Consider the following 20168-nt stretch of genomic DNA (forward strand, 5'->3'; position numbering starts at 1 on the left):
TGGTGATTTGTTCGGTGAGTTTGTTTTTGGCCTGATGACGAAGGAGTGTTGACTCATGCGCGACAAACCAGCGAAGGGCTCCTTGCCCACTCCCGCTGCATTCATCAACGCACAGAGTGCGGTTACCGGTCTGCGCGGCCGGGACTTGCTTTCAACCTTGCGCAGCCTGGCCACCCATGGCCTGCGCAACCCGGTGTACACGGCCCGGCATGCCTTGAAGCTGGGGGGCCAGCTTGGCCGCGTGTTGTTGGGTGAGACCCTGCACCCGATCAATCCGCAAGACAATCGCTTTGCCGACCCGGCGTGGAGCCTCAACCCTTTTTATCGCCGCAGCTTGCAGGCCTACCTGAGTTGGCAGAAGGAGGTCAAAAACTGGATCGACGAGAGCAACCTGAGCCCGGACGATCGCGCCCGCGCCCACTTTGCGTTTGCCTTGATCAACGACGCCGTGGCGCCGTCCAACACCCTGCTCAATCCGCTGGCGGTCAAGGAGATCTTCAACTCTGGCGGTCACAGCCTGGTGCGGGGTATCGGCCATTTGCTTGACGATCTGCTGCACAACGACGGCTTGCCCAGACAGGTCACCAAACAAGCATTCGAGGTAGGCAAGACCGTCGCCACCACCACCGGCTCCGTGGTGTTTCGCAATGAGCTGCTGGAACTGATCCAGTACAAGCCGATGAGCGAAAAACAGTATTCCAAGCCGTTGCTGATCGTGCCGCCACAGATCAACAAGTTCTACATTTTCGACTTGAGCCCCAGTAACAGCTTCGTCCAGTTCGCCCTTAAAAACGGCTTGCAGACCTTCGTGATCAGCTGGCGCAATCCTGATGTGCGTCACCGCGAATGGGGGCTGTCGTCTTACGTCGAAGCCACCGAAGAAGCGATGAATGTGTGCCGGGCGATTACCGGCTCCCGCGACGTCAACCTGATGGGTGCCTGCGCCGGCGGGCTGACCATCGCCGCGCTGCAAGGGCACTTGCAGGCCAAGCGGCAGCTGCGGCGGGTGTCCAGCGCGACCTATCTGGTCAGCCTGCTCGACAGTCAGATAGAAAGCCCGGCCACCCTCTTCGTCGACGAACAAACGCTGGAAGCGGCCAAGCGCCGCTCATATCAGAAGGGCGTTCTGGAAGGTCGCGACATGGCCAGGGTTTTTGCCTGGATGCGCCCCAACGATTTGATCTGGAATTACTTCGTCAATAACTACCTGCTGGGCAAGGAGCCACCGGCGTTCGACATCCTCTACTGGAACAATGACAACACGCGCCTGCCGGCAGCGTTTCATGGCGATCTGCTGGACTTCTTCAAGCACAACCCGCTGAGTCATCCGGGTGGGCTGGAAGTGTGCGGCACACCGATCGACCTGCAGAAAGTCACCGTCGACAGTTTCAGCGTGGCCGGCATGAACGATCACATCACCCCGTGGGATGCGGTGTATCGCTCGACCTTGCTGCTGGGTGGCGAGCGACGCTTCGTGCTGTCGAGCAGCGGTCATGTGCAGAGCATTCTCAACCCGCCGCACAACTCGAAAGCCAACTACGTCGAGAACCCGAAACTGAGCAGCGACCCGCGGGCCTGGTATTACGACGCCAAACGCGTCGACGGCAGTTGGTGGACGCAATGGCTGAGCTGGATTCAGGAACGCTCCGGCGCACTACACGAAACCCAGATGACCCTCGGCAACCAGAACTATCCACCGATGGAGGCGGCACCCGGTACTTACGTGCGCGTGCGCTGACGTTCAATGAACCACGGCCGCCAATGGCCGTGGCCTGACTCGACCATTAAGAAGACTGGATGAAAACCCGCGACCGGATTCTCGAATGTGCCCTGCAGTTGTTCAATCAGAAGGGCGAACCGAACGTGTCCACCATGGAGGTGGCCAACGAAATGGGCATCAGCCCCGGCAACCTCTACTACCACTTCCACGGCAAGGAGCCGCTGATCCTGGGGCTGTTCGAACGCTTCCAGACCGAACTGACGCCCTTGCTCGATCCACCGTCCGATGTGGAATTGGCACCCGAAGATTACTGGCTGTTCCTGCACCTGATCGTCGAACGCCTGGCCCAATACCGGTTTCTGTTCCAGGACTTGTCGAACCTTGCCGGCCGCCTGCCGAAACTGGCCAAGGGGATACGCAACCTGCTCAATGCGTTGAAGCGCACACTGGCTTCATTGCTGGCACAGTTGAAGGCTCAGGGGCAGTTGGTCAGCGACACCCAGGCATTGGGGCAACTGGTGGAGCAAATCACCATGACATTGCTGTTCTCGCTGGACTATCAGCGGATTCTCGACCGTGAAGGTGAAGTACGACTGGTGGTGTACCAGATCATGATGCTGGTGGCGCCGCACTTGTTGCCGCCGGTCAAAGTCGCGACCGAGCGGTTGGCGTTGCAGTACCTCGAAGAGCACAACTGACCCGGTGGGTCTTCGATGGCTTCTGGAATCCATGCACAAACAAAAACGCCCGACCTTTACAGGCCGGGCGTTTTTTTGCGTCCTGGAAATCAGGACTGACTGGTTGGCGCCGATGGAGTCGGTGCGATAGTCGGGGTTACAGCAGGGGTCGGCGCAGCGGCGGAGTTCGCCGGACTGACCGGGGTTGCCGGTTTGGCGGCAGCCACTGCTGGTTTCGGAGCGGCCGCTTTCGGGGCGGCTGGTTTTTTCACTGCTGGCTTCTTCGCCGCAGCGGGTTTGGCCGCTGCGGTTTTAGCTGCAGGTTTGGCCGCTGGTTTAGCGGCTGGTTTTGCGGCAGCTTTTGCAGCGGGTTTAGCAGCGGGTTTAGCGGCCGCTTTGGCTGCAGGTTTCGCAGCAGCAGTTTTGGCGGCCGGCTTGGCGGCAGGTTTCGCTGCGGCCTTGGCCAATGGTTTGGCAGCGCTTTTAGCTGCCGGTTTGGCCGCCGCGGTTTTCGCCGCAACAGGCGCAACCTTGGCACCGGTGAGTTTTTCGATTTGCTTGGTCAGGGTATCGACCTTGCTGTGCAGTGCCTTGACTTCATTGCGGCTCGGTACACCCAGGCGCGAAATGGCGCTGTTCAGGCGCTTGTCGAAAGCCCCTTCCAGCTCATCCCACTTGCCCAGTGCGCGATCTTTCACGCCGCTGATGCGCGACTTGGCCGACGAAGCGGAGTCCTTGGCAGCATCGACAGTCTTGCCGACAGCGCTCTTGGTGAGCTTCTCGGCTTTCTCGCCGTCCTTAACCAATGCATCGAAGAGTTTGCTGCCGTCAGTATCAATCTTCGAGTACACGCCTAAACCAGCCAGCCAGATCTTGCGGGAGTAGTCTTCGACCTTCCCGATCCACGAGCTGCCTTCTTTTTCAGTATTCTTTTTGCCAGCCATCCCGTTCTCCTTAAGATTTACGCGCGACACGTTCGAGCAATGCTGTCAGCTCATCGAGCTTAGCAGAGAGTGTCTCCACGTCATGTTTAGACGGAATGCCGATACGATTCAAGGCACTTGCGATACGCGTATCGAAAGCCTTCTCGACTTTGTCGAGTTGAAGTTCGACTTTGCCTTTGAAAGTACTCACTTCATTCTTGGCTTCATCGATCTCGGCATTAGCCGCTTCAAGTTTCTCAGCAACTACTTTTTTACCTTTCTTTTCAACAGCTTGACCAGCCTTGATCAACTCTTGAACGTACTCGCTACCCTCTTGACCGACCTTGGTGTAAGCACCCAGGCCCGCCAACCAGATCTTGCGGGCATACGATCTGACGTCGTTCAGAGTGTTGGTCTCAACGTCGACTTTTTTCTTCACAATAACTTTGGCCATGGTCCACCTCACGCGCAGAAGGGTTGAGGAACTGCCCGCGAAAGTGTCGGGCTCAGGCACAAAGTAGGGAGAAAAATTAGAAACGGCACCCTAACAACCGCAACAATTGCGTGCCGTGGAATACCTGTAGGAGCGAAGCTTGCTCGCGAAGGGGCCGGTCCATCCGCACCATCTTCGATGGCAGGAACTCTGCCTTCGCGAGCAAGCTTCGCTCCTACGGGTCGTCATCACGCGAGGGCTTTGTCGAGGGCCCTTTCGATTTCCGATTTGATGGTGCCGCTCATGGCGGACATCAACAGCCCCAGTTCGACATCGACCCTGATCGAATCCTCGCCCACATGCACCGCCCCTTTCACACCGGAGCGCTTGAGGTTCAGCGTGTCGCCAGACCACTGTGGCTCCAGGCCATATTGATCGGACAGTTTCTGCGCCAACTTGTCGGCCTTCTCGCGGGCCGCTTCCTTACCCAGGCCATGGGCACGCTCAACACTAATATGGGCCATCGAATGACTCCTGCTTTATGGACACTTCCTGAAGCATCTTGACCGTTACTGCGTCAAAACGTCCCGGTTTCTCTATATCTTACCTTCAGCCTTGCCAAGACAAAGCAGGCCACCGGGATTAGAATGTCCCGCATTCTATTTTGGTGACAGCGATATGACTGATCAGCGCAAAGGCAGCGATGCCGAACCCACCACTCACTTCGGCTTCAAAAACGTTCCGGAAAGCCAGAAAGCGGAAAAAGTCGCTGAGGTTTTCCACTCGGTAGCCGCCAAGTACGACTTGATGAACGACCTCCTGTCGGGCGGCATGCACCGTCTGTGGAAGCGTTTCGCGATCGAACTGTCGGGCGTGCGTGCCGGTAACCGCGTGCTGGACATCGCCGGCGGCACTGGCGACCTGACCAAAAAGTTTTCGCATCTTGTGGGACCGACTGGTCAGGTAGTGTTGGCCGACATCAACGAATCCATGCTCAAGGTCGGTCGTGACCGCCTGCTGGATCTGGGTGTGTCCGGCAACGTCGAATTCGTCCAGGCCGACGCTGAAAAGCTGCCGTTCCCGGACAACCACTTCGACTGCGTGACCATCGCTTTCGGCCTGCGCAACGTAACGCATAAAGAAGACGCCCTGCGCTCGATGCTGCGCGTGCTCAAGCCCGGCGGTCGCCTGCTGGTGCTGGAGTTCTCCAAACCCACCAACGCACTGATGTCCAAAGCCTACGATGCCTATTCGTTCGCCTTCATGCCGTTGATGGGCAAGCTGATCACCAATGATTCGGAAAGCTATCGCTACCTGGCCGAATCGATCCGCATGCACCCGAATCAGGAAACCCTGAAGTCGATGATGGTCGAGGCCGGTTTCGACCGTGTGACCTACCACAACATGACCGCAGGCATCGTCGCCCTGCACCGTGGCATCAAACCCTGATGTTGCTGGCCGGCCTGCTCGCCAGCGTTGAACTCGGTCTGAACCGGGTGCTGCGTCTCGACAGCACGGCGCTGCCGCGGCTGGCGCATTTGAGTGGCAAGGTGATTGCCGTCGACTGCCGCAGCCCGGCGTTGCAATTGTTCATCCTGCCCAGCGATGAAGGCCTGATGCTGGCGTCCCACTGGGAAACCGGTGCCGACTGCACCTTGCGCGCACCGGCCTCAAGCCTGCTGAAACTGGCGACGAGCAAAGACAAGACGTCGGTGCTGCATGCCCCGGAAGTCGAACTCGACGGCGACAGCGGCGTGCTGCTGGAACTGGCGGCGGTCCTTCAGGACCTGGAGCTGGACTGGGAGTATGAACTCTCGCGCTGGCTGGGGCCTGTGGCCACGCAACTGGTCGGAGGTCATCTGCGCAGCCGCGCACGCTGGTATCAGCAAGGGTTCGCCAGCCTCAACCAGAACCTGGGCGAATATCTGGCCGAAGAATCGCGCACCCTGGTCGGTCAGCGCGAAGCCGAAGCCCGTTTCAGTGAACTGGACCAGATCAAACTCGATCTGGAACGTCTCGAGGCGCGTTTCGAGCGCCTTTCCCGATCCCTCGACCCAAGCGATAACGCATGAAGCTGCTTGCCGTCCGCCGTTTGTTGCGCATCCAGCGCGTCGTGATCCGCTACCGCCTCGATGACCTGCTGTTCGCCCTGCCATTGCCCTGGTTTCTGCTGGCGCTGCGCTATGCCTTGCCGTGGCGCTGGTTCCCGCGCAAGCCCCTGGACCTGAGCCGTGGCGCACGATTGCGCCTGGCGTTGCAGGACCTTGGGCCGATTTTCATCAAGTTCGGCCAGATCCTTTCGACACGCCGCGACCTGCTACCCGAAGACATCGCCGATGAGTTGATGATGTTGCAGGACCGCGTGCCGCCGTTCGACTCACAAGTGTCGGTCCGGCTGATCGAAGAGCAGCTCGGCAAAAAGATCAGTGAAGTCTTCTCTCGTTTCGACGTCGAACCGCTGGCCTCGGCCTCGGTGGCGCAGGTGCATGCCGCGCAGCTGAAAACCGGTGAAGAAGTGGTGGTCAAGGTGATCCGCCCGGGCCTCAAACCGGTGATTGCCCAGGACCTGGCATGGCTGTTCATTCTGGCCCGCGCCGCGGAAAAACTCTCGGCCGACGCCCGTCTGCTACACCCGGTGGACGTGGTCAGTGATTACGAAAAAACCATCTACGACGAACTCGACCTCCTGCGCGAAGCCGCCAACGCCAGCCAGTTGAAGCGCAACTTCGACGGTTCGCCCCTACTGTATGTGCCGCAAGTCTATTGGGACTGGTGCCGACCGAAAGTGCTGGTGATGGAGCGCATCTACGGGATTCAGGTCACCGACCTCGCGACCCTGGCCGACCAGCGCACCGACATGAAAATGCTCGCCGAGCGTGGCGTGGAGATCTTCTTCACCCAGGTGTTCCGCGACAGCTTCTTCCACGCCGACATGCACCCCGGCAACATTTTCGTCAGCACCGTGCAGCCCTGGAGCCCGCAGTACATCGCCATCGACTGCGGCATCGTCGGCAGCCTGACCCCGGAAGACCAGGACTATCTGGCGCGCAACCTGTTCGCGTTCTTCAAGCGTGACTACCGGCGTGTCGCGCAATTGCACATCGACTCGGGCTGGGTACCGGCGGAAACCAAGCTCAACGAATTCGAAGCGGCGATCCGCACGGTGTGCGAGCCGATCTTCGAAAAACCGTTAAAAGATATTTCCTTTGGTCAGGTACTGATGCGCCTGTTCCAGACCGCTCGACGCTTCAACATGGAAGTGCAGCCGCAGTTGGTCTTGCTGCAAAAAACCCTGTTGAACATCGAAGGCCTGGGTCGTCAGTTGTACCCGGACCTCGATCTGTGGAACACCGCCCAGCCGTTCCTCGAACGCTGGATGCGCGAGCGCGTCAGCCCCAAAGCCTTGCTGGGCAACGTGCAGAGCCAGTTCGAGCAACTCCCGCACCTGGCCAACATGGCCCGCGACCTGCTTGAGCGCATGTCCCAACCCCACGCCAACGACCCGCCGCCTCCGTGGCACCGGCGCAAGGACGACGTGTTCCTGCGCCTGCTCGGCACCGCTCATCTGGCGGGTGGCACGATACTCGCAGCCGGTGGCCCGTTGCACGAACTGGGGCATTGGCCCGCCGGAATCATGGTGGCGATCGGCTTGTATCTGGTCGTTCGCCGATAGCCAGTTGGATCATCGGCTGGCACACTGTTTGAACGCTGAATTTGAACATTGGCCTCAACTATTGAAGTAGAGCCCGCTGTCGGAGTCGAAGATGAAAAACTGGCTGGACGAGATCAAGTGGGACGCCGATGGCCTGGTGCCCGCGATTGCCCAGGATCACAAGACCGGACGCGTCCTGATGATGGCCTGGATGAACCGCGAAGCACTGCAATTGACCGCCGCCGAGAACCGTGCCATTTACTGGTCACGTTCCCGTGGCAAGCTGTGGCGCAAGGGCGAAGAGTCCGGCCACGTGCAAATCCTGCATGAGATGCGCCTGGACTGTGACGCTGACGTGATCATCCTGATGGTCGAGCAGATCGGCGACATCGCCTGCCATACCGGCCGTCAGAGCTGCTTCTACCGCGTTTTCGAGAACGGCGACTGGAAAACCGTCGACCCGGTTCTCAAAGACCCGCACGCTATCTATTGCGCAGGACATACTCATGACTGACACCCTGACCCGTCTGGCCCAGGTGCTGGAAGAACGCAAAGGCGCCGCCGCCGACAGCTCGTACGTCGCCAGCCTGTACCACAAGGGCTTGAACAAGATTCTGGAAAAGGTCGGCGAAGAGTCGGTCGAAACCATTATCGCCGCCAAGGATGCCGCCATCAGCGGTGACTGCAGCGATGTGATCTACGAGACCGCCGACCTGTGGTTCCACAGCATGGTCATGCTCGCCCAGTTGGGGCAACATCCACAGGCTGTGCTCGATGAACTGGACCGTCGCTTCGGTCTGTCCGGACACGTCGAGAAAGCCTCGCGTCCGTCCGCCTGAATAATTATTAGAGAGGAACGCAACATGGGCATTTTTGACTGGAAACACTGGATCGTCATCCTGGTTGTCGTGGTGCTGGTGTTCGGCACCAAGAAATTGAAAAATCTCGGCACTGACGTGGGCGAGTCGATCAAGGGCTTTCGCAAGGCCATGAACGACGAAGAGAAACCGGCCGACCCGACAGCGACTCCGGCCCAACCGGTTCCGCCGACCCAGCCACAGGCCACAACGTCTGTGAACCCGCCGCACACCATCGACGTGCAGGCGCAAAAAGTCGAAGAGCCGATCCGCAAAGACTCGTGAGCACTGACTAATGTTTGGTATCAGCTTCTCTGAACTGCTGCTCGTCGGCCTCGTCGCCCTGCTGGTGCTGGGCCCCGAGCGCCTGCCGGGTGCTGCGCGCACCGCTGGCCTGTGGGTCGGGCGGCTGAAGCGCAGCTTCAACGCGATCAAACAGGAAGTTGAACGTGAAATCGGTGCCGACGAAATTCGCCGGCAACTGCACAACGAGCACATTCTGTCCCTGGAGCAGGAGGCGCGGAAGATTTTCACGCCGACCCAGCAGGAGCCAACGCCGGTGGAACCTGTGGCGACGCCGACGATTCATGCGCCAACAGCTGAAGTCACGCCGGCGGTTGCAGCTGCTGAACCTGCGCCTGCCAGCCCAGTAGAACCTGTTGCTCCTGCCGCTGCGCCGACAACGCCGGCGCCTCATGACCCAACATTGCCGCCGCGAGCCCCATGAGCGATCTCCCCGAAAACGACCAGCACATGCCACTGGTCTCGCACCTCACCGAGTTGCGCACCCGTCTGCTGCGCTGTGTAGCGGCGATTTTCATTATCTTCGCCGGGTTGTTCGCCTTCACCCAGCAGATCTACACCTTCGTCTCCACGCCGCTGCGCCAGTACCTGCCGGCCGGCGCGACGATGATCGCCACCGACGTGTCGTCGCCGTTCCTGACGCCGCTGAAGCTGACCATGATGGTCTCGCTGTTCCTGGCAATCCCGGTGATCCTGCATCAGATCTGGGGTTTCATCGCGCCAGGCCTGTACAAGCATGAGAAGCGCATCGCCGTGCCGTTGCTGGTCTCCAGCATCCTGCTGTTCTACACCGGCATGGCCTTCGCCTATTTCCTGGTGTTCCCGCTGATCTTCAAGTTCTTCGCCGCTGCCACCCCGGCCGGCGTGGAAATGATGACCGACATCACCAGCTACCTCGATTTCGTCATGACGCTGTTCTTCGCCTTCGGCGTGGCGTTCGAGATCCCGGTGGCCGTGGTGCTGCTGGTGTGGATCGGCGTGGTCAACGTCGCCTACCTGAAGAAAATCCGCCCGTATGTGGTCATCGGCTGCTTCGTGGTCGGCATGATCCTGACGCCGCCGGACATCTTCTCGCAGACGCTGTTGGCCGTACCAATGTGGTTGCTGTTCGAGATCGGCGTCCTGTTCGGCAGCCTGATCAGCAAACGCGGCGAGCACCCGGACGAAAAACCGGCTGACGATCACAACGATCAGCCGCCAGCGACCCAAGCGTGAACCTGCTGCTCCTCGAGGAGGCCGATTTCATTGCGGCCGACCGGGCGATCCTGCGCGATCGCCGCTTGACCCATATGCAGGAAGTCCACCGCTGTGAAGTGGGTGACAGCATGCGCGTCGGGCGTATCGGCGGGCTGATGGGTGCCGCCGAAGTGCTGCGCCTGGACGCTGACGAAGCCGAGTTGCGCGTCACCCTCGACCAGCCGCCGCCAGCCAAGCTGCCACTGACCCTGGTATTGGCCCTGCCACGCCCGAAAATGCTCCGTCGGGTGTTCCAGACCGTGGCCGCCATGGGTGTGCCACGAATCGTGCTGGTGAACAGCTATCGCGTCGAGAAGAGCTTCTGGCAAACCCCGTTCCTCGAACCTGAGGCGATTCGCGAGCAATTGATCCTGGGGCTTGAACAAGCCCGGGACAGCGTGCTGCCGGAAGTCGTCATCGAAAAGCGCTTCAAACCTTTTGTCGAAGATCGCCTGCCAGCAATCACTGAAGGCACTCTCGGCCTGGTCGGTCATCCCGGCAATTACCCGCCCTGCCCCCGTGGCCTGGACGAACCCGTGACCCTGGCCATCGGCCCCGAAGGCGGCTGGATTCCTTACGAAATCGACCTGCTGGCCAAGGCCGGCCTGCAACCGGTGCAGCTCGGCGAGCGCATCCTGCGGGTCGAAACAGCGGTCACTGCACTGCTCTCGCGTTTGTTCTGACCCAGACACTTACCCTTGCCACAGGTGTTTGCTCACCTACAGGTTCCAGCCTGCCTGCCGATACAGTCCCCATAAATCCGAATAATGGTCCGAGGGGAGTTGCAGCATGTACCGTTGGCTAGCCGAGAAACTGGGGAACGTAAGCGTCAATCGCAAACTGGGTGTCGGCTTCGGTCTGGTGCTGCTTCTCACCTTGTTGATCACCTTCACCGGCTGGACCGGCCTGAGCGGCGTGATCAGCCGTGGCGACACGCTCGGGTTTATTTCCAGCCTCAATGAGCTGAGCAAAGACCTGCGCCTCGCCCGTCTGGACTACGACATGCGCCGTGGCGAACAAGGCCCGGGCGCCGTCAACGAGCTGATCGGCAAACTCGATGCTGGCCTGAAAACCGCCCGCACGCTGATCGAACAACCTGACGACGTGGCATTGATCGACCAGCAAGTGGCCGCCATCAGCGAGTACAAACGCGCCTTCGCCGACCTGACCCAGGCCACCGTCGCTCGCGAAGATGCTCGCAGCAAACTGGGCGCCACCGCCGATAACGCCGTGGCCCGCGTCGCTGAAGTCGAAAAATCCATGCTGCAGGGCGACAGCGTCGCTCAATTCAACAGCGTGATCGAACTGAGCAAGCTGATCCAGCAGGCGCGCTTCCAGGTCCGCGGCTACACCTACAGCGGCAAACCCGAGGCCGAGCAGCCAGCGCTGGACGCCATCGACAACGCCCTGAAAAACCTCGAAAGCCTGCCGTCCAAACTACCGGAGCAACACATCGCCAACCTGCAACAGGCGACCGACTCGCTCAAGGCCTATCGCGCGGCTGTCAGCCAGTTCCGCGACTCCCAGGTCGCCAGCGCTGCTGCCTTCAAACGCATGAGCGCCCAGGGCGACATTCTGTTCGACGTCAGCAAAAAGCTCACCACCTCGCAAACCGCAGTGCGTGACGCCGATACGGCGCATGCCAAGAATCTGCTGCTGATGGCCACCGTCCTGGCGTCGGCCTTTGGCCTGTTCGCGGCCTGGGCCATCACCCGGCAGATTGTCATTCCCCTGAGCCAGACCCTGAAAGTGGCCGAGCGTGTCGCCGCGGGCGACCTGAGCCACAACCTGATTTCCGAGCGCCAGGACGAACTGGGCCAGCTACAACGCGCCATGCAGAGTATGACCCTGGGCCTGCGGGAACTGATCGGCGGCATCAGCGACGGCGTGACCCAAATCGCCAGCGCTGCTGAAGAACTGTCTGCCGTTACCGAGCAGACCAGCGCCGGGGTCAACAGTCAGAAGGTCGAAACCGATCAAGTGGCCACCGCCATGCACGAAATGACCGCCACCGTGCAGGAAGTCGCGCGCAATGCCGAGGAAGCGTCCGAAGCCGCCGTCGCCGCCGACCAGCAGGCCCGCGAGGGTGACAGGGTGGTCGGCGAAGCCATCGCCCAGATCGAGCGCCTGGCCCTCGAAGTCGGCAATTCCACTGCCGCCATGGGCGATCTGAAGCGCGAAAGCGACAAGATCGGCAGCGTGCTCGACGTGATCAAATCCGTGGCCCAGCAAACCAACCTGCTGGCGCTCAACGCCGCCATCGAAGCCGCTCGCGCCGGTGAAGCCGGGCGTGGCTTTGCAGTGGTCGCCGACGAGGTCCGCAGCCTGGCCCAGCGTACTCAGAAGTCCACCGAAGAAATCGAAGAGCTGATCGTTGGCCTGCAAACCGGCACTCAGCAAGTCGCGACCATCATGGACAACAGCCGCAGCCTGACCGACAGCAGCGTCGAACTGACCCGCCGTGCCGGTGGCTCACTGGAAAGCATCACCCGTACCGTGTCGGCGATCCAGTCGATGAACCAGCAGATCGCCGCTGCCGCCGAGCAACAGAGCGCGGTGGCCGAAGAGATCAACCGTAGCGTGCTGAATGTGCGTGACGTATCCGAGCAGACCTCGGCCGCCAGTGAAGAGACCGCGGCCTCCAGCGTGGAACTGGCGCGGCTGGGGACGCATCTGCAGATGCTGGTGGGCAGATTCAAGGTTTGAGCGTTCGCTTAAGACCGAGGTGAAACCATTCGCGGGCAAGCCTCGCTCCTACGGGGGAATTCCTGTAGGAGTGAGGCTTGCCCGCGAATGCGATGGATCAGGCGACGAAGTTAGAGAACCTGCCGCAAAAACGCCTGCGCACGCGGATCCTTCGGTGCATCGAAGAACTCGGCCGGCGAAGCGTCTTCCAGCAATTTGCCGTGATCGAAGAACAGCACCCGGTCCGCCACTTCCCGGGCGAAGCCCATTTCATGGGTAACGCAAACCATGGTCATGCCTTCCACGGCCAGGGTCTTCATCACATCCAGCACTTCACCGACCATTTCCGGGTCGAGCGCCGACGTCGGCTCATCGAACAGCATGACTTTCGGCTCCATCGCCAACGCCCGGGCGATGGCCACGCGCTGCTGCTGACCACCGGACAGGCGCGATGGAAACTCGTGGGCCTTCTGAGCGATACCAACCTTTTCCAGCAACACCATGGCCTTGGCCTCGCGCTCCTTCTTGCCGCGCTTGCGCACGACTTTCTGGGCCAGGCAGAGGTTTTCCAGCACGGTCATGTGCGGGAACAGGTTGAAATGCTGAAACACCATGCCGACTTCGCGGCGGTAGGCGTTGACGTCGGTTTTCGGGTCGGCCAGTTGCAGACCGTCGATGCTCACCGAACCGGAGTCGAACGCTTCCAGGCCATTCAGGCAGCGCAGAAAGGTCGACTTGCCGGAACCGGACGGGCCGATCACCACCAATACTTCGCCCTTCGCCACTTGGGTGGTGACGTTGTCCACCGCGCGAACCACCTGGCCGCGGGTGTCGAATACTTTTATCAGATCGCGGACTTCAATCACTTTGCGCGAGCCTCCGCTCAAGCCGACTGGCGATTTTCGACAGCGGCAGGTTGATCAACAGGTACAGCCCAGCCACGCAGAACAGGATTTCGAACGGCGAGAACGAGGTGGTGATGACTTCGCGACCGCTTTTCAACAGTTCGGTAATCGCGATCACCGACACCAGCGAGGTGTCTTTGACCAGACTGATGAACTGCCCGGCCAGCGGCGGCAGCACACGCTTGAACGCTTGTGGCAGCACCACGTGGCGCATCGACTGGCCACCGCTCAAACCGAGGGAGCGCGCCGCTTCGTTCTGGCCGCGTGCAATTGATTGCACGCCAGAGCGGATGATCTCCGCCACGTAGGCACCGGTGAACAGCGACAGCGCGGCGATCCCGGCGAACTCCCGGGAGAGGTTCATCACGGTGCCGATGAAGAAGTAGAAAATGAAAATCTGCACCAGCAGCGGCGTACCGCGCACCAGCTCGACGTAGATCGTCGAGAGGTCGCGCAGGGTCGGGTTGTTCGACAGGCGGCACAGCCCGGTGGCCAGGCCGATCAGCAGGCCAAGCACGCCAGACACCAGGGACAACCACAACGTGGTCCAGAGCCCCCATAGCAGCGGGCCGGCGGCCCAATGCCGGGTCACGCCGATCACATCGCCTTCGGCCACATCATCGCCTTGCGCGACTTGCAGGCTGTTGTCGTCAACCGTCAGGTGCTGCTCATCCCCTGCATCATTGCGCAGGGTGACTTCAGCCTTGCTGCCCTTGCGCACCAGCTCACTGACGGTGGAGATGTCGGCCGCGCGCTGGGACTCTTCGGCGTGGTAGGCGAAGTACTGCGGCACACGGTTCCAGCGCCATTCGTAGGACATCAGCGAGGTGGCGTAGTACAACGCGCCAGCCAGACCGATCAGCACCAGCACGGTTAATACGTGCCAGGGCCATTGGGCTTTTTTCTGTTTCATTTAAAGGCAAATCCATAACGATCAGGGCGCCCGCTCCCTCTGTGGCGAGGGAGCTTGCTCCCGCTGGGTTGCGCAGCAACCCTGAAATCGGCCACCGCGCAACGTCGGGTAAAACGAGTCAATCGATTTACGACTGCTTCGCAGTCGGACGGGAGCAAGCTCCCTCGCCACAAAGGCGGTGTTATTCCATGTCCTTGAGCCAAGCGGTGTCTTTAAACCACTTGTCATGGATGCGATCGTAGGTGCCGTCTTCGTGGATCTGGTGCAGGAAGTTGTTGATGAAGTTGAGGCTGTCGTAGTCGCCCTTCTTCAGGCCGAAAGCCAAAGGCTCATAGGTGAACGGCTTGTCGAGGAACAGCAGTTTGCCGTTGCCGACCTTGTTCACCGCCACGACGTTGTAAGGCGCGTCGTAGATGAAGGCGTCAGCCTTGCCGTTGACCACGTCGAGCACCGCTTCCTGCTCGTTGTCGTAGCCGTGGTACTTGGCTTTGGAAATGAGCTTTTTGGCGACCATCTCGCCGGTGGTGCCGAGCTTGGAGGTGATGCGGTAGTCGGCGGTATTCAGGTCTTTATAGGACTTGATGGTGCCTTCCAGCTCCTTGCGGATCAGCAGTGTCTGGCCGACCACGATGAAGGGCTCGCTGAAGTTCAGGCGCAGGTTGCGTTCCTGGGTCAGGGTCATGCCACTGCCGATCATGTCGAACTTGTCGGTCAGCAGGGCCGGGATGATGCCGTCGTAGCCGGTGGATACCATTTCCAGCTTGACGCCCATGGCCTTGGCCATGGCTTTGAGGATGTCGACTTCGAAGCCGATGATTTCGCCGCGCTTGTTGGTCATTTCGAACGGCATGTAGGTCGGGTCCATGCCGACTTTCAGCGTGCCGCGCTTGACCGCGTCATCGATGGCACCGGCCTGCGCCGCGCTGACTGCAACCAATGCCGTGACGCCGACCAGCAGCATCGACAGATACTTCTTCATCTTCAAGTCCCCAAAACCCATCGCATTGTGAGGCACGCAAACCGCAGGTTTCCTTTGGGAAACCGGCAGATACGAACAGAAAGTTGTCCGGGCGCACCAATTCGGGGACGGATGCTAACGCACTCGGCCGTTTGCACAAGGGGTTGAGGGAGATTTGTTTGATCGTTCCCACGCAGAACACGGGAGCGATCATCAGCACAAAAAAACCCCGCTTTCGCGGGGTTTTTCATTATGCCAACTGAGGCTGCACGCTCAACGGCTTGAGCGGCAACAGCGGCGCATGCGGATCGGCATCCACCGAAGTGCGCCAGGCCTGCAGCCACTCGGCATGGCCTTCGCTCCAGACCTGCTCATGCAAGCGACCCAGTGCCACCGGATCACTCAGCAGGGCCACGCGCTCGTTGTTGGTCAGCCCTTCAGGCCCGACCTTCATCGCATGGCGAACCCGCTCGATACGCAGCCATTCGATCGGCTCGGCCTGACGGTGACGAGATGTCGCCAGCGCACACGCCAACGCGTTCTGCTGCGGATCGACCACCGACCGGACGAAGCCGTCGTGCAGCGCATGCCAGCGGTTTTCGTGGGTGTACTGATCGGTCGCCAGCAATGCCTGCGGCGGATTGTATTCCTCAGGAATCAGGAACAGGCTCTCGTCACGGGATTTCAGGCCCAGGCCGACACGACTGGAGATCACCGACACCGGAATCGACAGCATCAGCGAACCGACGATCGGCACCAGCCACCAGAGGAAGCTCGGGTTCAGCCAGATCACCAGCAGCGCCCAGAAGAAACCCAGCGCTGTTTGCGGACCGTGGCGCTTGACCGCCTCGCTCCAGGGCGTGGAGTCGTCGTCACGTTGCGGCGAGTTCCAGGTCGCGGCCCAGCCGAGGAACGCGGCGAGCACGAAACGGGTGTGGAAAATCATCCGCACCGGCGCCAGCAGCATGGAGAACAACATTTCCAGCAGCATCGACAGCGTCACCTTGAACCTGCCACCGAACTCTTTCGCGCCTTTGGCCCAGATCAGGATGATGCTCAGCAGCTTCGGCAGGAACAGCAGCACGATAGTCGTCGAGAACAGTGCGATCGCCTTGTCCGGGTGCCATTGTGGCCACAGCGGATAGAGCTGGCGCGGCTCCAGGAAGTACTGCGGCTCCATCAGCGTGTTGGTCGCCAGCAGGGCTGTCGACAGCACGAGGAAGAAGAACCACAACGGCGCCGACAAGTAAGACATCACGCCTGTCAGGAACACCGCACGGTGTACCGGGTGCATGCCCTTGACCAGGAACAGCCGGAAGTTCATCAGGTTGCCGTGGCACCAGCGACGGTCACGCTTGAGTTCGTCCAGCAGGTTCGGTGGCAGTTCTTCGTAGCTGCCCGGCAAGTCATAGGCAATCCACACGCCCCAGCCGGCACGGCGCATCAGCGCCGCTTCAACAAAGTCGTGGGACAGAATCGCACCGGCGAACGCGCCTTTACCGGGCAACGGCGCCAGGGCGCAGTGCTCGATGAACGGCTTCATGCGGATGATTGCGTTGTGGCCCCAGTAGTGGGATTCGCCCAACTGCCAGAAGTGCAGGCCAGCGGTGAACAGTGGACCGTACACACGGGTGGCGAACTGCTGCATACGCGCATAAAGGGTGTCCATGCCCGACGCACGCGGCGCGGTCTGGATGATCCCGGCGTCCGGCGTGGCTTCCATCAGGCGCACCAGGCTGCTCAGGCATTCGCCACTCATTACGCTGTCGGCGTCGAGCACGACCATGTATTTGTAGTCACCGCCCCAACGACGGCAGAAGTCGTCGAGGTTGCCGCTTTTACGTTTTACGCGACGACGACGGCGGCGGTAGAAGATCTTGCCGAAGCCCTTGGCTTCACGGCAGACGTCCAGCCAGGCCTGCTGTTCGGCGACGCAGATATCGGCGTCGTTACTGTCGCTGAGCACGAAAAAGTCGAAGCGATCCAGGTTACCCGAGGCTGCAACCGACTCGAAGGTCGCCCGCAAACCGGCGAACACCCGCGGCACGTCTTCGTTGCAGATCGGCATCACCAATGCGGTGCGTGCGTCCTTGGCGATCGGCTCGTTGCCGGCGCTGGCGCCGGAAATGCGGTACTTGTCGCGACCGGTGATCAACTCGAGGAAGCCCATCAGCGCGGTCCAGAAACCGGCCGACACCCAGCAGAACAGAATCCCGAACAGAATCAGGATGCTGGTTTGCAACACGTAAGGCAGCACCTGGGCCGCAGTTTGCAGCAGCGGTTGGTGCAGGACTTCTTCCAGATCGACGAACGACCAGCCCTGGTACGGCATGATGCCTTTCATGTACCAGCCGGCGACGATCGTCTGACCGAGCATCAGCACCAGCAGAATGTAACGACGGATCGAACCGACGGTGCGCCAGCGAGCTGCTGGCAACACGTTCTCGTCTTTCGGCGGCTTCGGCGGGTTGGTGCGACCGGTCAGCCGACGCCAGCCACGCACCAGTATATTGGTGCGCCATGGCTCCGGAACGACTTTGGTCCGACGGATCGGCGGGGCTGCCTTGAGGCAAACCCGACCACTGGCGTCGAGTCCCAACATTTGCGCATCCGCCAGTTCTTCGGCGGTGTTCAGGGTCAGGCGCCGCCCGACCGACGCCTGGGCGGCATCGGTCGGCGCGTCGAACGCCTGGGACGACAGACGTTCGTGCAATTCACTGAAAGACTTGCAGCCCGCGAGTTCCGCGCGCTGCTCGTCGGTCATCGGCAAATGCGCCAGGTACTCGGCAAGCGTTTGTGGCTGTACTTGTGAATTACTCATCGGCAGGCAACTGATAGCTCCAGGTCTCGGTCAGGACTTGTTCAGTCGGTGCCGATTCCGGTGTGGCAGGGGCCGCTTCGGCAGCGACAGGCTGCTTGGCGTCTTTGTTGTCCTTGTCCTTGGTGTCCTTGACTTGCTGGGCTTGCGCTTCAGCTTGCTTGGCCTCCTTGTCCTTCTTCTCCTGCTGCTTGGCGGCGATCTTGTCGGCCTTGGCAACGGAAGAGCTGGACGCTGGCGCCGAGGTCTTGATCGTCTCGGCCGGCGTGATGGTCTTGACCAGTGCTGCACGCATTTCAGTGGACTTGCCCGGATCCTTGATCTTCATCCGCAGGGTCAGGCGCCAGCCCTTGGTTTCAGGGTTGTAACGGACACTGTTCTCGACCAGTTCCGCGTTGTCGCCAACGCTAACCTGGCTGCGTACTTCAGCATCTTCTGGCAAGTCTTGCAGGGACGGACCTTGGAAATCCACCAGGTAGGCCACGCTGCCGTCCGGCTGACGAATCAGGTTCGACTGCTTCACGTCACCCGTGGAACGCAGGGTCTGTTGAACCCAGGCGCTGTCCGCCGAATGCAGGGCGGCTTCGTCGATGGTCCAGTGCATGCGATAGGCGACGTCCAGGGGTTGGCCAGGCTCTGGCAGTTTTTCCGGACTCCAGAAAGCAACGATATTGTCGTTGGTTTCGTCAGCGGTAGGAATCTCCACCAGATCGACGGAGCCCTTGCCCCAATCGCCTTTCGGCTCGATCCAGGCACTTGGGCGCTTGTCGTAGCGGTCATCGAGGTCTTCGTAGTGGCTGAAGTCACGGCCACGTTGCAGCAAGCCGAAACCGCGCGGGTTCTCGATCGAGAAGTTGCTCACGGCCAGGTGTTTCGGGTTGTTCAATGGGCGCCAGATCCATTCGCCGTTGCCGGCATGGATCGACAGACCGCTGGAGTCGTGCAGTTCGCGACGGTAGTTCAGCACTTTCGACGGCTGGTTGGCGCCGAACAGGAACATGCTGGTCAGCGGCGCAACGCCAAGTTTGGTGACCTTGTCACGCAGGAACATCTTGGCCTTGACGTCGACGACCGTGTCGCTGCCCGGACGCAGGGTCAGGCGATAGGCACCAGTGGCGCGCGGCGAATCCAGCAGGGCGAAGATCACCAGGTGCTTGTCACCCGGCTTCGGCTGCTGAATCCAGAACTCGGTGAAACGCGGGAACTCTTCGCCGGACGGCAAGGCGGTATCGATGGCCATGCCGCGAGCGGACAAGCCGTAGGTGTGGCCCTTGCCGACGACGCGGAAGTAACTCGCGCCGAGCATGGTCATGATTTCGTCTTGCTTGTCGGCCTTGTTGATCGGGTAGAGCACACGGAAACCGGCATAACCCAGCTGCTCGGTGGCTTTAGGATCGAACTTCATATCGCCGAAATCGAAACGACTTGGGTCGTATTTGATCTCTTCGACGGTGTTGGCCGTGATTTCGTTGATTTTCACCGGCGTATCGAAGTGCATGCCCTGGTGATAGAACGACAGCTTGAATGGGGTTTTCTGGTTAGCCCACTCGGCTTTTTCGGTGAGGAAGCGGATTTTTTGATAATCCGCGAATTTCATTTCACGAAATTCATTCGGCAGGTTACTGCGCGGGGCTTCGTATTTTTGCCCGGCCAGCTCTTTTGCCTTGACCGATACGTCATCCAGATTGAATGCCCAAAGCTGGCCGGCGCTGAACAGGCAGAGCAGTGCAGAGCCCGCTACCAGAGCATTTCGAAACCGTTTGGCAGACAATTTTGGTGCATTACAGGGACTAACAATCACGAGCAACCCTCGCCGAAAACAGATCAAAAAACCAACGGCCAGTTAAAGTGCCAGCACGGTGTACGGTGGAAAAAACCGACCCTGCGGACCACTCTTGCCAAGTTGGCGAGCATTGTTCCGACTCCCATGGGGCAAAATGATTCCCCAACAGGCCGCGGACAAGTCTCTACCTAAGTCAAAATGGACCAACGAACGCTGATCCCCGTAGCGCGCGATTATCTAGTAGGCCGCGTTACAACGCATCAGGGGGAAGCAAGTATTTATCGGGAAAAGCCTCTGTTTTCAGC

General features: G+C 60.2%; 20 protein-coding genes. 12 read left to right on the forward strand and 8 right to left on the reverse strand.

The annotated features are described in order from the left end of the window. The first annotated feature begins 55 nt into the window (after positions 1-55). Entirely contained in the window at positions 56-1738 is a 1683-nt protein-coding gene (gene phaC / locus ACEN8R_RS22255) for a class II poly(R)-hydroxyalkanoic acid synthase (protein WP_018929154.1), read from the forward strand. A 59-nt stretch (positions 1739-1797) separates the two neighbouring features. After that, a complete protein-coding gene (locus ACEN8R_RS22260; protein WP_018929155.1) occupies positions 1798-2418 on the forward strand; it encodes a TetR/AcrR family transcriptional regulator in 621 nt (206 codons plus the stop codon). A gap of 89 nt (positions 2419-2507) precedes the next feature. On the opposite strand, the gene ACEN8R_RS22265 is transcribed toward ACEN8R_RS22260, so the two are convergent. The 3 genes from ACEN8R_RS22265 to ACEN8R_RS22275 form a co-directional block, all read right to left on the reverse strand. After that, positions 2508-3341, reverse strand: coding sequence for a phasin family protein (locus tag ACEN8R_RS22265; protein WP_064615917.1), 834 nt, complete (start codon positions 3339-3341; stop codon positions 2508-2510). Positions 3342-3351: 10 nt separating this feature from the next. Next, entirely contained in the window at positions 3352-3774 is a 423-nt protein-coding gene (locus tag ACEN8R_RS22270; protein ID WP_018929157.1) for a phasin family protein, read from the reverse strand. Positions 3775-4001: 227 nt separating this feature from the next. Beyond that, entirely contained in the window at positions 4002-4277 is a 276-nt protein-coding gene (locus ACEN8R_RS22275) for a polyhydroxyalkanoic acid system family protein (protein ID WP_018929158.1), read from the reverse strand. 154 nt (positions 4278-4431) lie between these two features. Here ACEN8R_RS22275 and ubiE point away from each other — a divergent pair, with 154 nt between their 5' ends. The 10 genes from ubiE to ACEN8R_RS22325 all read left to right on the forward strand — a co-directional run bounded on the left by ubiE (position 4432) and on the right by ACEN8R_RS22325 (position 12507). After that, positions 4432-5202, forward strand: a complete 771-nt coding sequence (ubiE, locus tag ACEN8R_RS22280) for a bifunctional demethylmenaquinone methyltransferase/2-methoxy-6-polyprenyl-1,4-benzoquinol methylase UbiE (RefSeq protein ID WP_007936800.1) — start codon at positions 4432-4434, stop codon at positions 5200-5202. After that, positions 5202-5825 (forward strand): ubiquinone biosynthesis accessory factor UbiJ, encoded by a 624-nt coding sequence (locus ACEN8R_RS22285; protein WP_018929159.1) that lies wholly within the window; start codon positions 5202-5204, stop codon positions 5823-5825. The genes ubiE and ACEN8R_RS22285 overlap by 1 nt, the downstream gene beginning before the upstream one ends. Next, complete coding sequence (ubiB, locus tag ACEN8R_RS22290; RefSeq protein ID WP_018929160.1) at positions 5822-7426, forward strand: ubiquinone biosynthesis regulatory protein kinase UbiB; 1605 nt, start codon at positions 5822-5824, stop codon at positions 7424-7426. Before ACEN8R_RS22285 ends, ubiB begins: the two co-directional genes overlap by 4 nt. A 91-nt stretch (positions 7427-7517) precedes the next feature. After that, entirely contained in the window at positions 7518-7919 is a 402-nt protein-coding gene (hisI, locus tag ACEN8R_RS22295; protein WP_018929161.1) for a phosphoribosyl-AMP cyclohydrolase, read from the forward strand. Beyond that, positions 7912-8244, forward strand: coding sequence for a phosphoribosyl-ATP diphosphatase (locus ACEN8R_RS22300; protein WP_018929162.1), 333 nt, complete (start codon positions 7912-7914; stop codon positions 8242-8244). The genes hisI and ACEN8R_RS22300 overlap by 8 nt, the downstream gene beginning before the upstream one ends. A 24-nt stretch (positions 8245-8268) precedes the next feature. Beyond that, complete coding sequence (locus ACEN8R_RS22305) at positions 8269-8547, forward strand: twin-arginine translocase TatA/TatE family subunit (protein ID WP_018929163.1); 279 nt, start codon at positions 8269-8271, stop codon at positions 8545-8547. Between the two features lie 10 nt (positions 8548-8557). Next, positions 8558-8989, forward strand: coding sequence for a Sec-independent protein translocase protein TatB (gene tatB, locus ACEN8R_RS22310; RefSeq protein WP_018929164.1), 432 nt, complete (start codon positions 8558-8560; stop codon positions 8987-8989). After that, complete coding sequence (gene tatC, locus ACEN8R_RS22315; protein ID WP_018929165.1) at positions 8986-9780, forward strand: twin-arginine translocase subunit TatC; 795 nt, start codon at positions 8986-8988, stop codon at positions 9778-9780. Before tatB ends, tatC begins: the two co-directional genes overlap by 4 nt. After that, positions 9777-10484 carry a 16S rRNA (uracil(1498)-N(3))-methyltransferase gene (locus tag ACEN8R_RS22320; protein WP_018929166.1) on the forward strand — a complete coding sequence of 236 codons (708 nt, stop codon included), beginning with the start codon at positions 9777-9779 and terminating at the stop codon, positions 10482-10484. The genes tatC and ACEN8R_RS22320 overlap by 4 nt, the downstream gene beginning before the upstream one ends. Before the next feature lie 106 nt (positions 10485-10590). Further along, entirely contained in the window at positions 10591-12507 is a 1917-nt protein-coding gene (locus ACEN8R_RS22325; RefSeq protein ID WP_018929167.1) for a methyl-accepting chemotaxis protein, read from the forward strand. Between the two features lie 110 nt (positions 12508-12617). Here the strand turns inward: ACEN8R_RS22325 and ACEN8R_RS22330 are convergent, their stop codons facing one another. From ACEN8R_RS22330 to ACEN8R_RS22350, 5 genes are all read right to left on the reverse strand, one after another. Next, positions 12618-13352 carry an amino acid ABC transporter ATP-binding protein gene (locus ACEN8R_RS22330; RefSeq protein WP_007936789.1) on the reverse strand — a complete coding sequence of 245 codons (735 nt, stop codon included), beginning with the start codon at positions 13350-13352 and terminating at the stop codon, positions 12618-12620. Then, positions 13345-14304 carry an amino acid ABC transporter permease gene (locus ACEN8R_RS22335; RefSeq protein WP_018929168.1) on the reverse strand — a complete coding sequence of 320 codons (960 nt, stop codon included), beginning with the start codon at positions 14302-14304 and terminating at the stop codon, positions 13345-13347. Before ACEN8R_RS22335 ends, ACEN8R_RS22330 begins: the two co-directional genes overlap by 8 nt. A 181-nt stretch (positions 14305-14485) precedes the next feature. Then, on the reverse strand, positions 14486-15283 hold the full coding sequence (locus ACEN8R_RS22340) for a transporter substrate-binding domain-containing protein (RefSeq protein ID WP_026286648.1): 798 nt from the start codon (positions 15281-15283) through the stop codon (positions 14486-14488). Between the two features lie 229 nt (positions 15284-15512). Continuing rightward, complete coding sequence (gene mdoH / locus ACEN8R_RS22345; protein WP_111453930.1) at positions 15513-18083, reverse strand: glucans biosynthesis glucosyltransferase MdoH; 2571 nt, start codon at positions 18081-18083, stop codon at positions 15513-15515. Next, positions 18076-19881 carry a glucan biosynthesis protein G gene (locus ACEN8R_RS22350; protein WP_495624368.1) on the reverse strand — a complete coding sequence of 602 codons (1806 nt, stop codon included), beginning with the start codon at positions 19879-19881 and terminating at the stop codon, positions 18076-18078. Before ACEN8R_RS22350 ends, mdoH begins: the two co-directional genes overlap by 8 nt. Positions 19882-20168: the final 287 nt, after the last annotated feature.

The organism is Pseudomonas sp. Pseusp15 (assembly GCF_059492165.1).

Excerpts from the sequence above, each read along its gene's own strand:
- phaC (WP_018929154.1), top strand. The coding sequence starts at position 56 with ATGCGCGACAAACCAGCGAAGGGCTCCTTGCCCACTCCCGCTGCATTC.
- ACEN8R_RS22260 (WP_018929155.1), top strand. The coding sequence starts at position 1,798 with ATGAAAACCCGCGACCGGATTCTCGAATGTGCCCTGCAGTTGTTCAAT.
- ACEN8R_RS22265 (WP_064615917.1), bottom strand. The coding sequence starts at position 3,341 with ATGGCTGGCAAAAAGAATACTGAAAAAGAAGGCAGCTCGTGGATCGGG.
- ACEN8R_RS22270 (WP_018929157.1), bottom strand. The coding sequence starts at position 3,774 with ATGGCCAAAGTTATTGTGAAGAAAAAAGTCGACGTTGAGACCAACACT.
- ACEN8R_RS22275 (WP_018929158.1), bottom strand. The coding sequence starts at position 4,277 with ATGGCCCATATTAGTGTTGAGCGTGCCCATGGCCTGGGTAAGGAAGCG.
- ubiE (WP_007936800.1), top strand. The coding sequence starts at position 4,432 with ATGACTGATCAGCGCAAAGGCAGCGATGCCGAACCCACCACTCACTTC.
- ACEN8R_RS22285 (WP_018929159.1), top strand. The coding sequence starts at position 5,202 with ATGTTGCTGGCCGGCCTGCTCGCCAGCGTTGAACTCGGTCTGAACCGG.
- ubiB (WP_018929160.1), top strand. The coding sequence starts at position 5,822 with ATGAAGCTGCTTGCCGTCCGCCGTTTGTTGCGCATCCAGCGCGTCGTG.
- hisI (WP_018929161.1), top strand. The coding sequence starts at position 7,518 with ATGAAAAACTGGCTGGACGAGATCAAGTGGGACGCCGATGGCCTGGTG.
- ACEN8R_RS22300 (WP_018929162.1), top strand. The coding sequence starts at position 7,912 with ATGACTGACACCCTGACCCGTCTGGCCCAGGTGCTGGAAGAACGCAAA.
- ACEN8R_RS22305 (WP_018929163.1), top strand. The coding sequence starts at position 8,269 with ATGGGCATTTTTGACTGGAAACACTGGATCGTCATCCTGGTTGTCGTG.
- tatB (WP_018929164.1), top strand. The coding sequence starts at position 8,558 with ATGTTTGGTATCAGCTTCTCTGAACTGCTGCTCGTCGGCCTCGTCGCC.
- tatC (WP_018929165.1), top strand. The coding sequence starts at position 8,986 with ATGAGCGATCTCCCCGAAAACGACCAGCACATGCCACTGGTCTCGCAC.
- ACEN8R_RS22325 (WP_018929167.1), top strand. The coding sequence starts at position 10,591 with ATGTACCGTTGGCTAGCCGAGAAACTGGGGAACGTAAGCGTCAATCGC.
- ACEN8R_RS22335 (WP_018929168.1), bottom strand. The coding sequence starts at position 14,304 with ATGAAACAGAAAAAAGCCCAATGGCCCTGGCACGTATTAACCGTGCTG.
- ACEN8R_RS22340 (WP_026286648.1), bottom strand. The coding sequence starts at position 15,283 with ATGAAGAAGTATCTGTCGATGCTGCTGGTCGGCGTCACGGCATTGGTT.
- mdoH (WP_111453930.1), bottom strand. The coding sequence starts at position 18,083 with ATGAGTAATTCACAAGTACAGCCACAAACGCTTGCCGAGTACCTGGCG.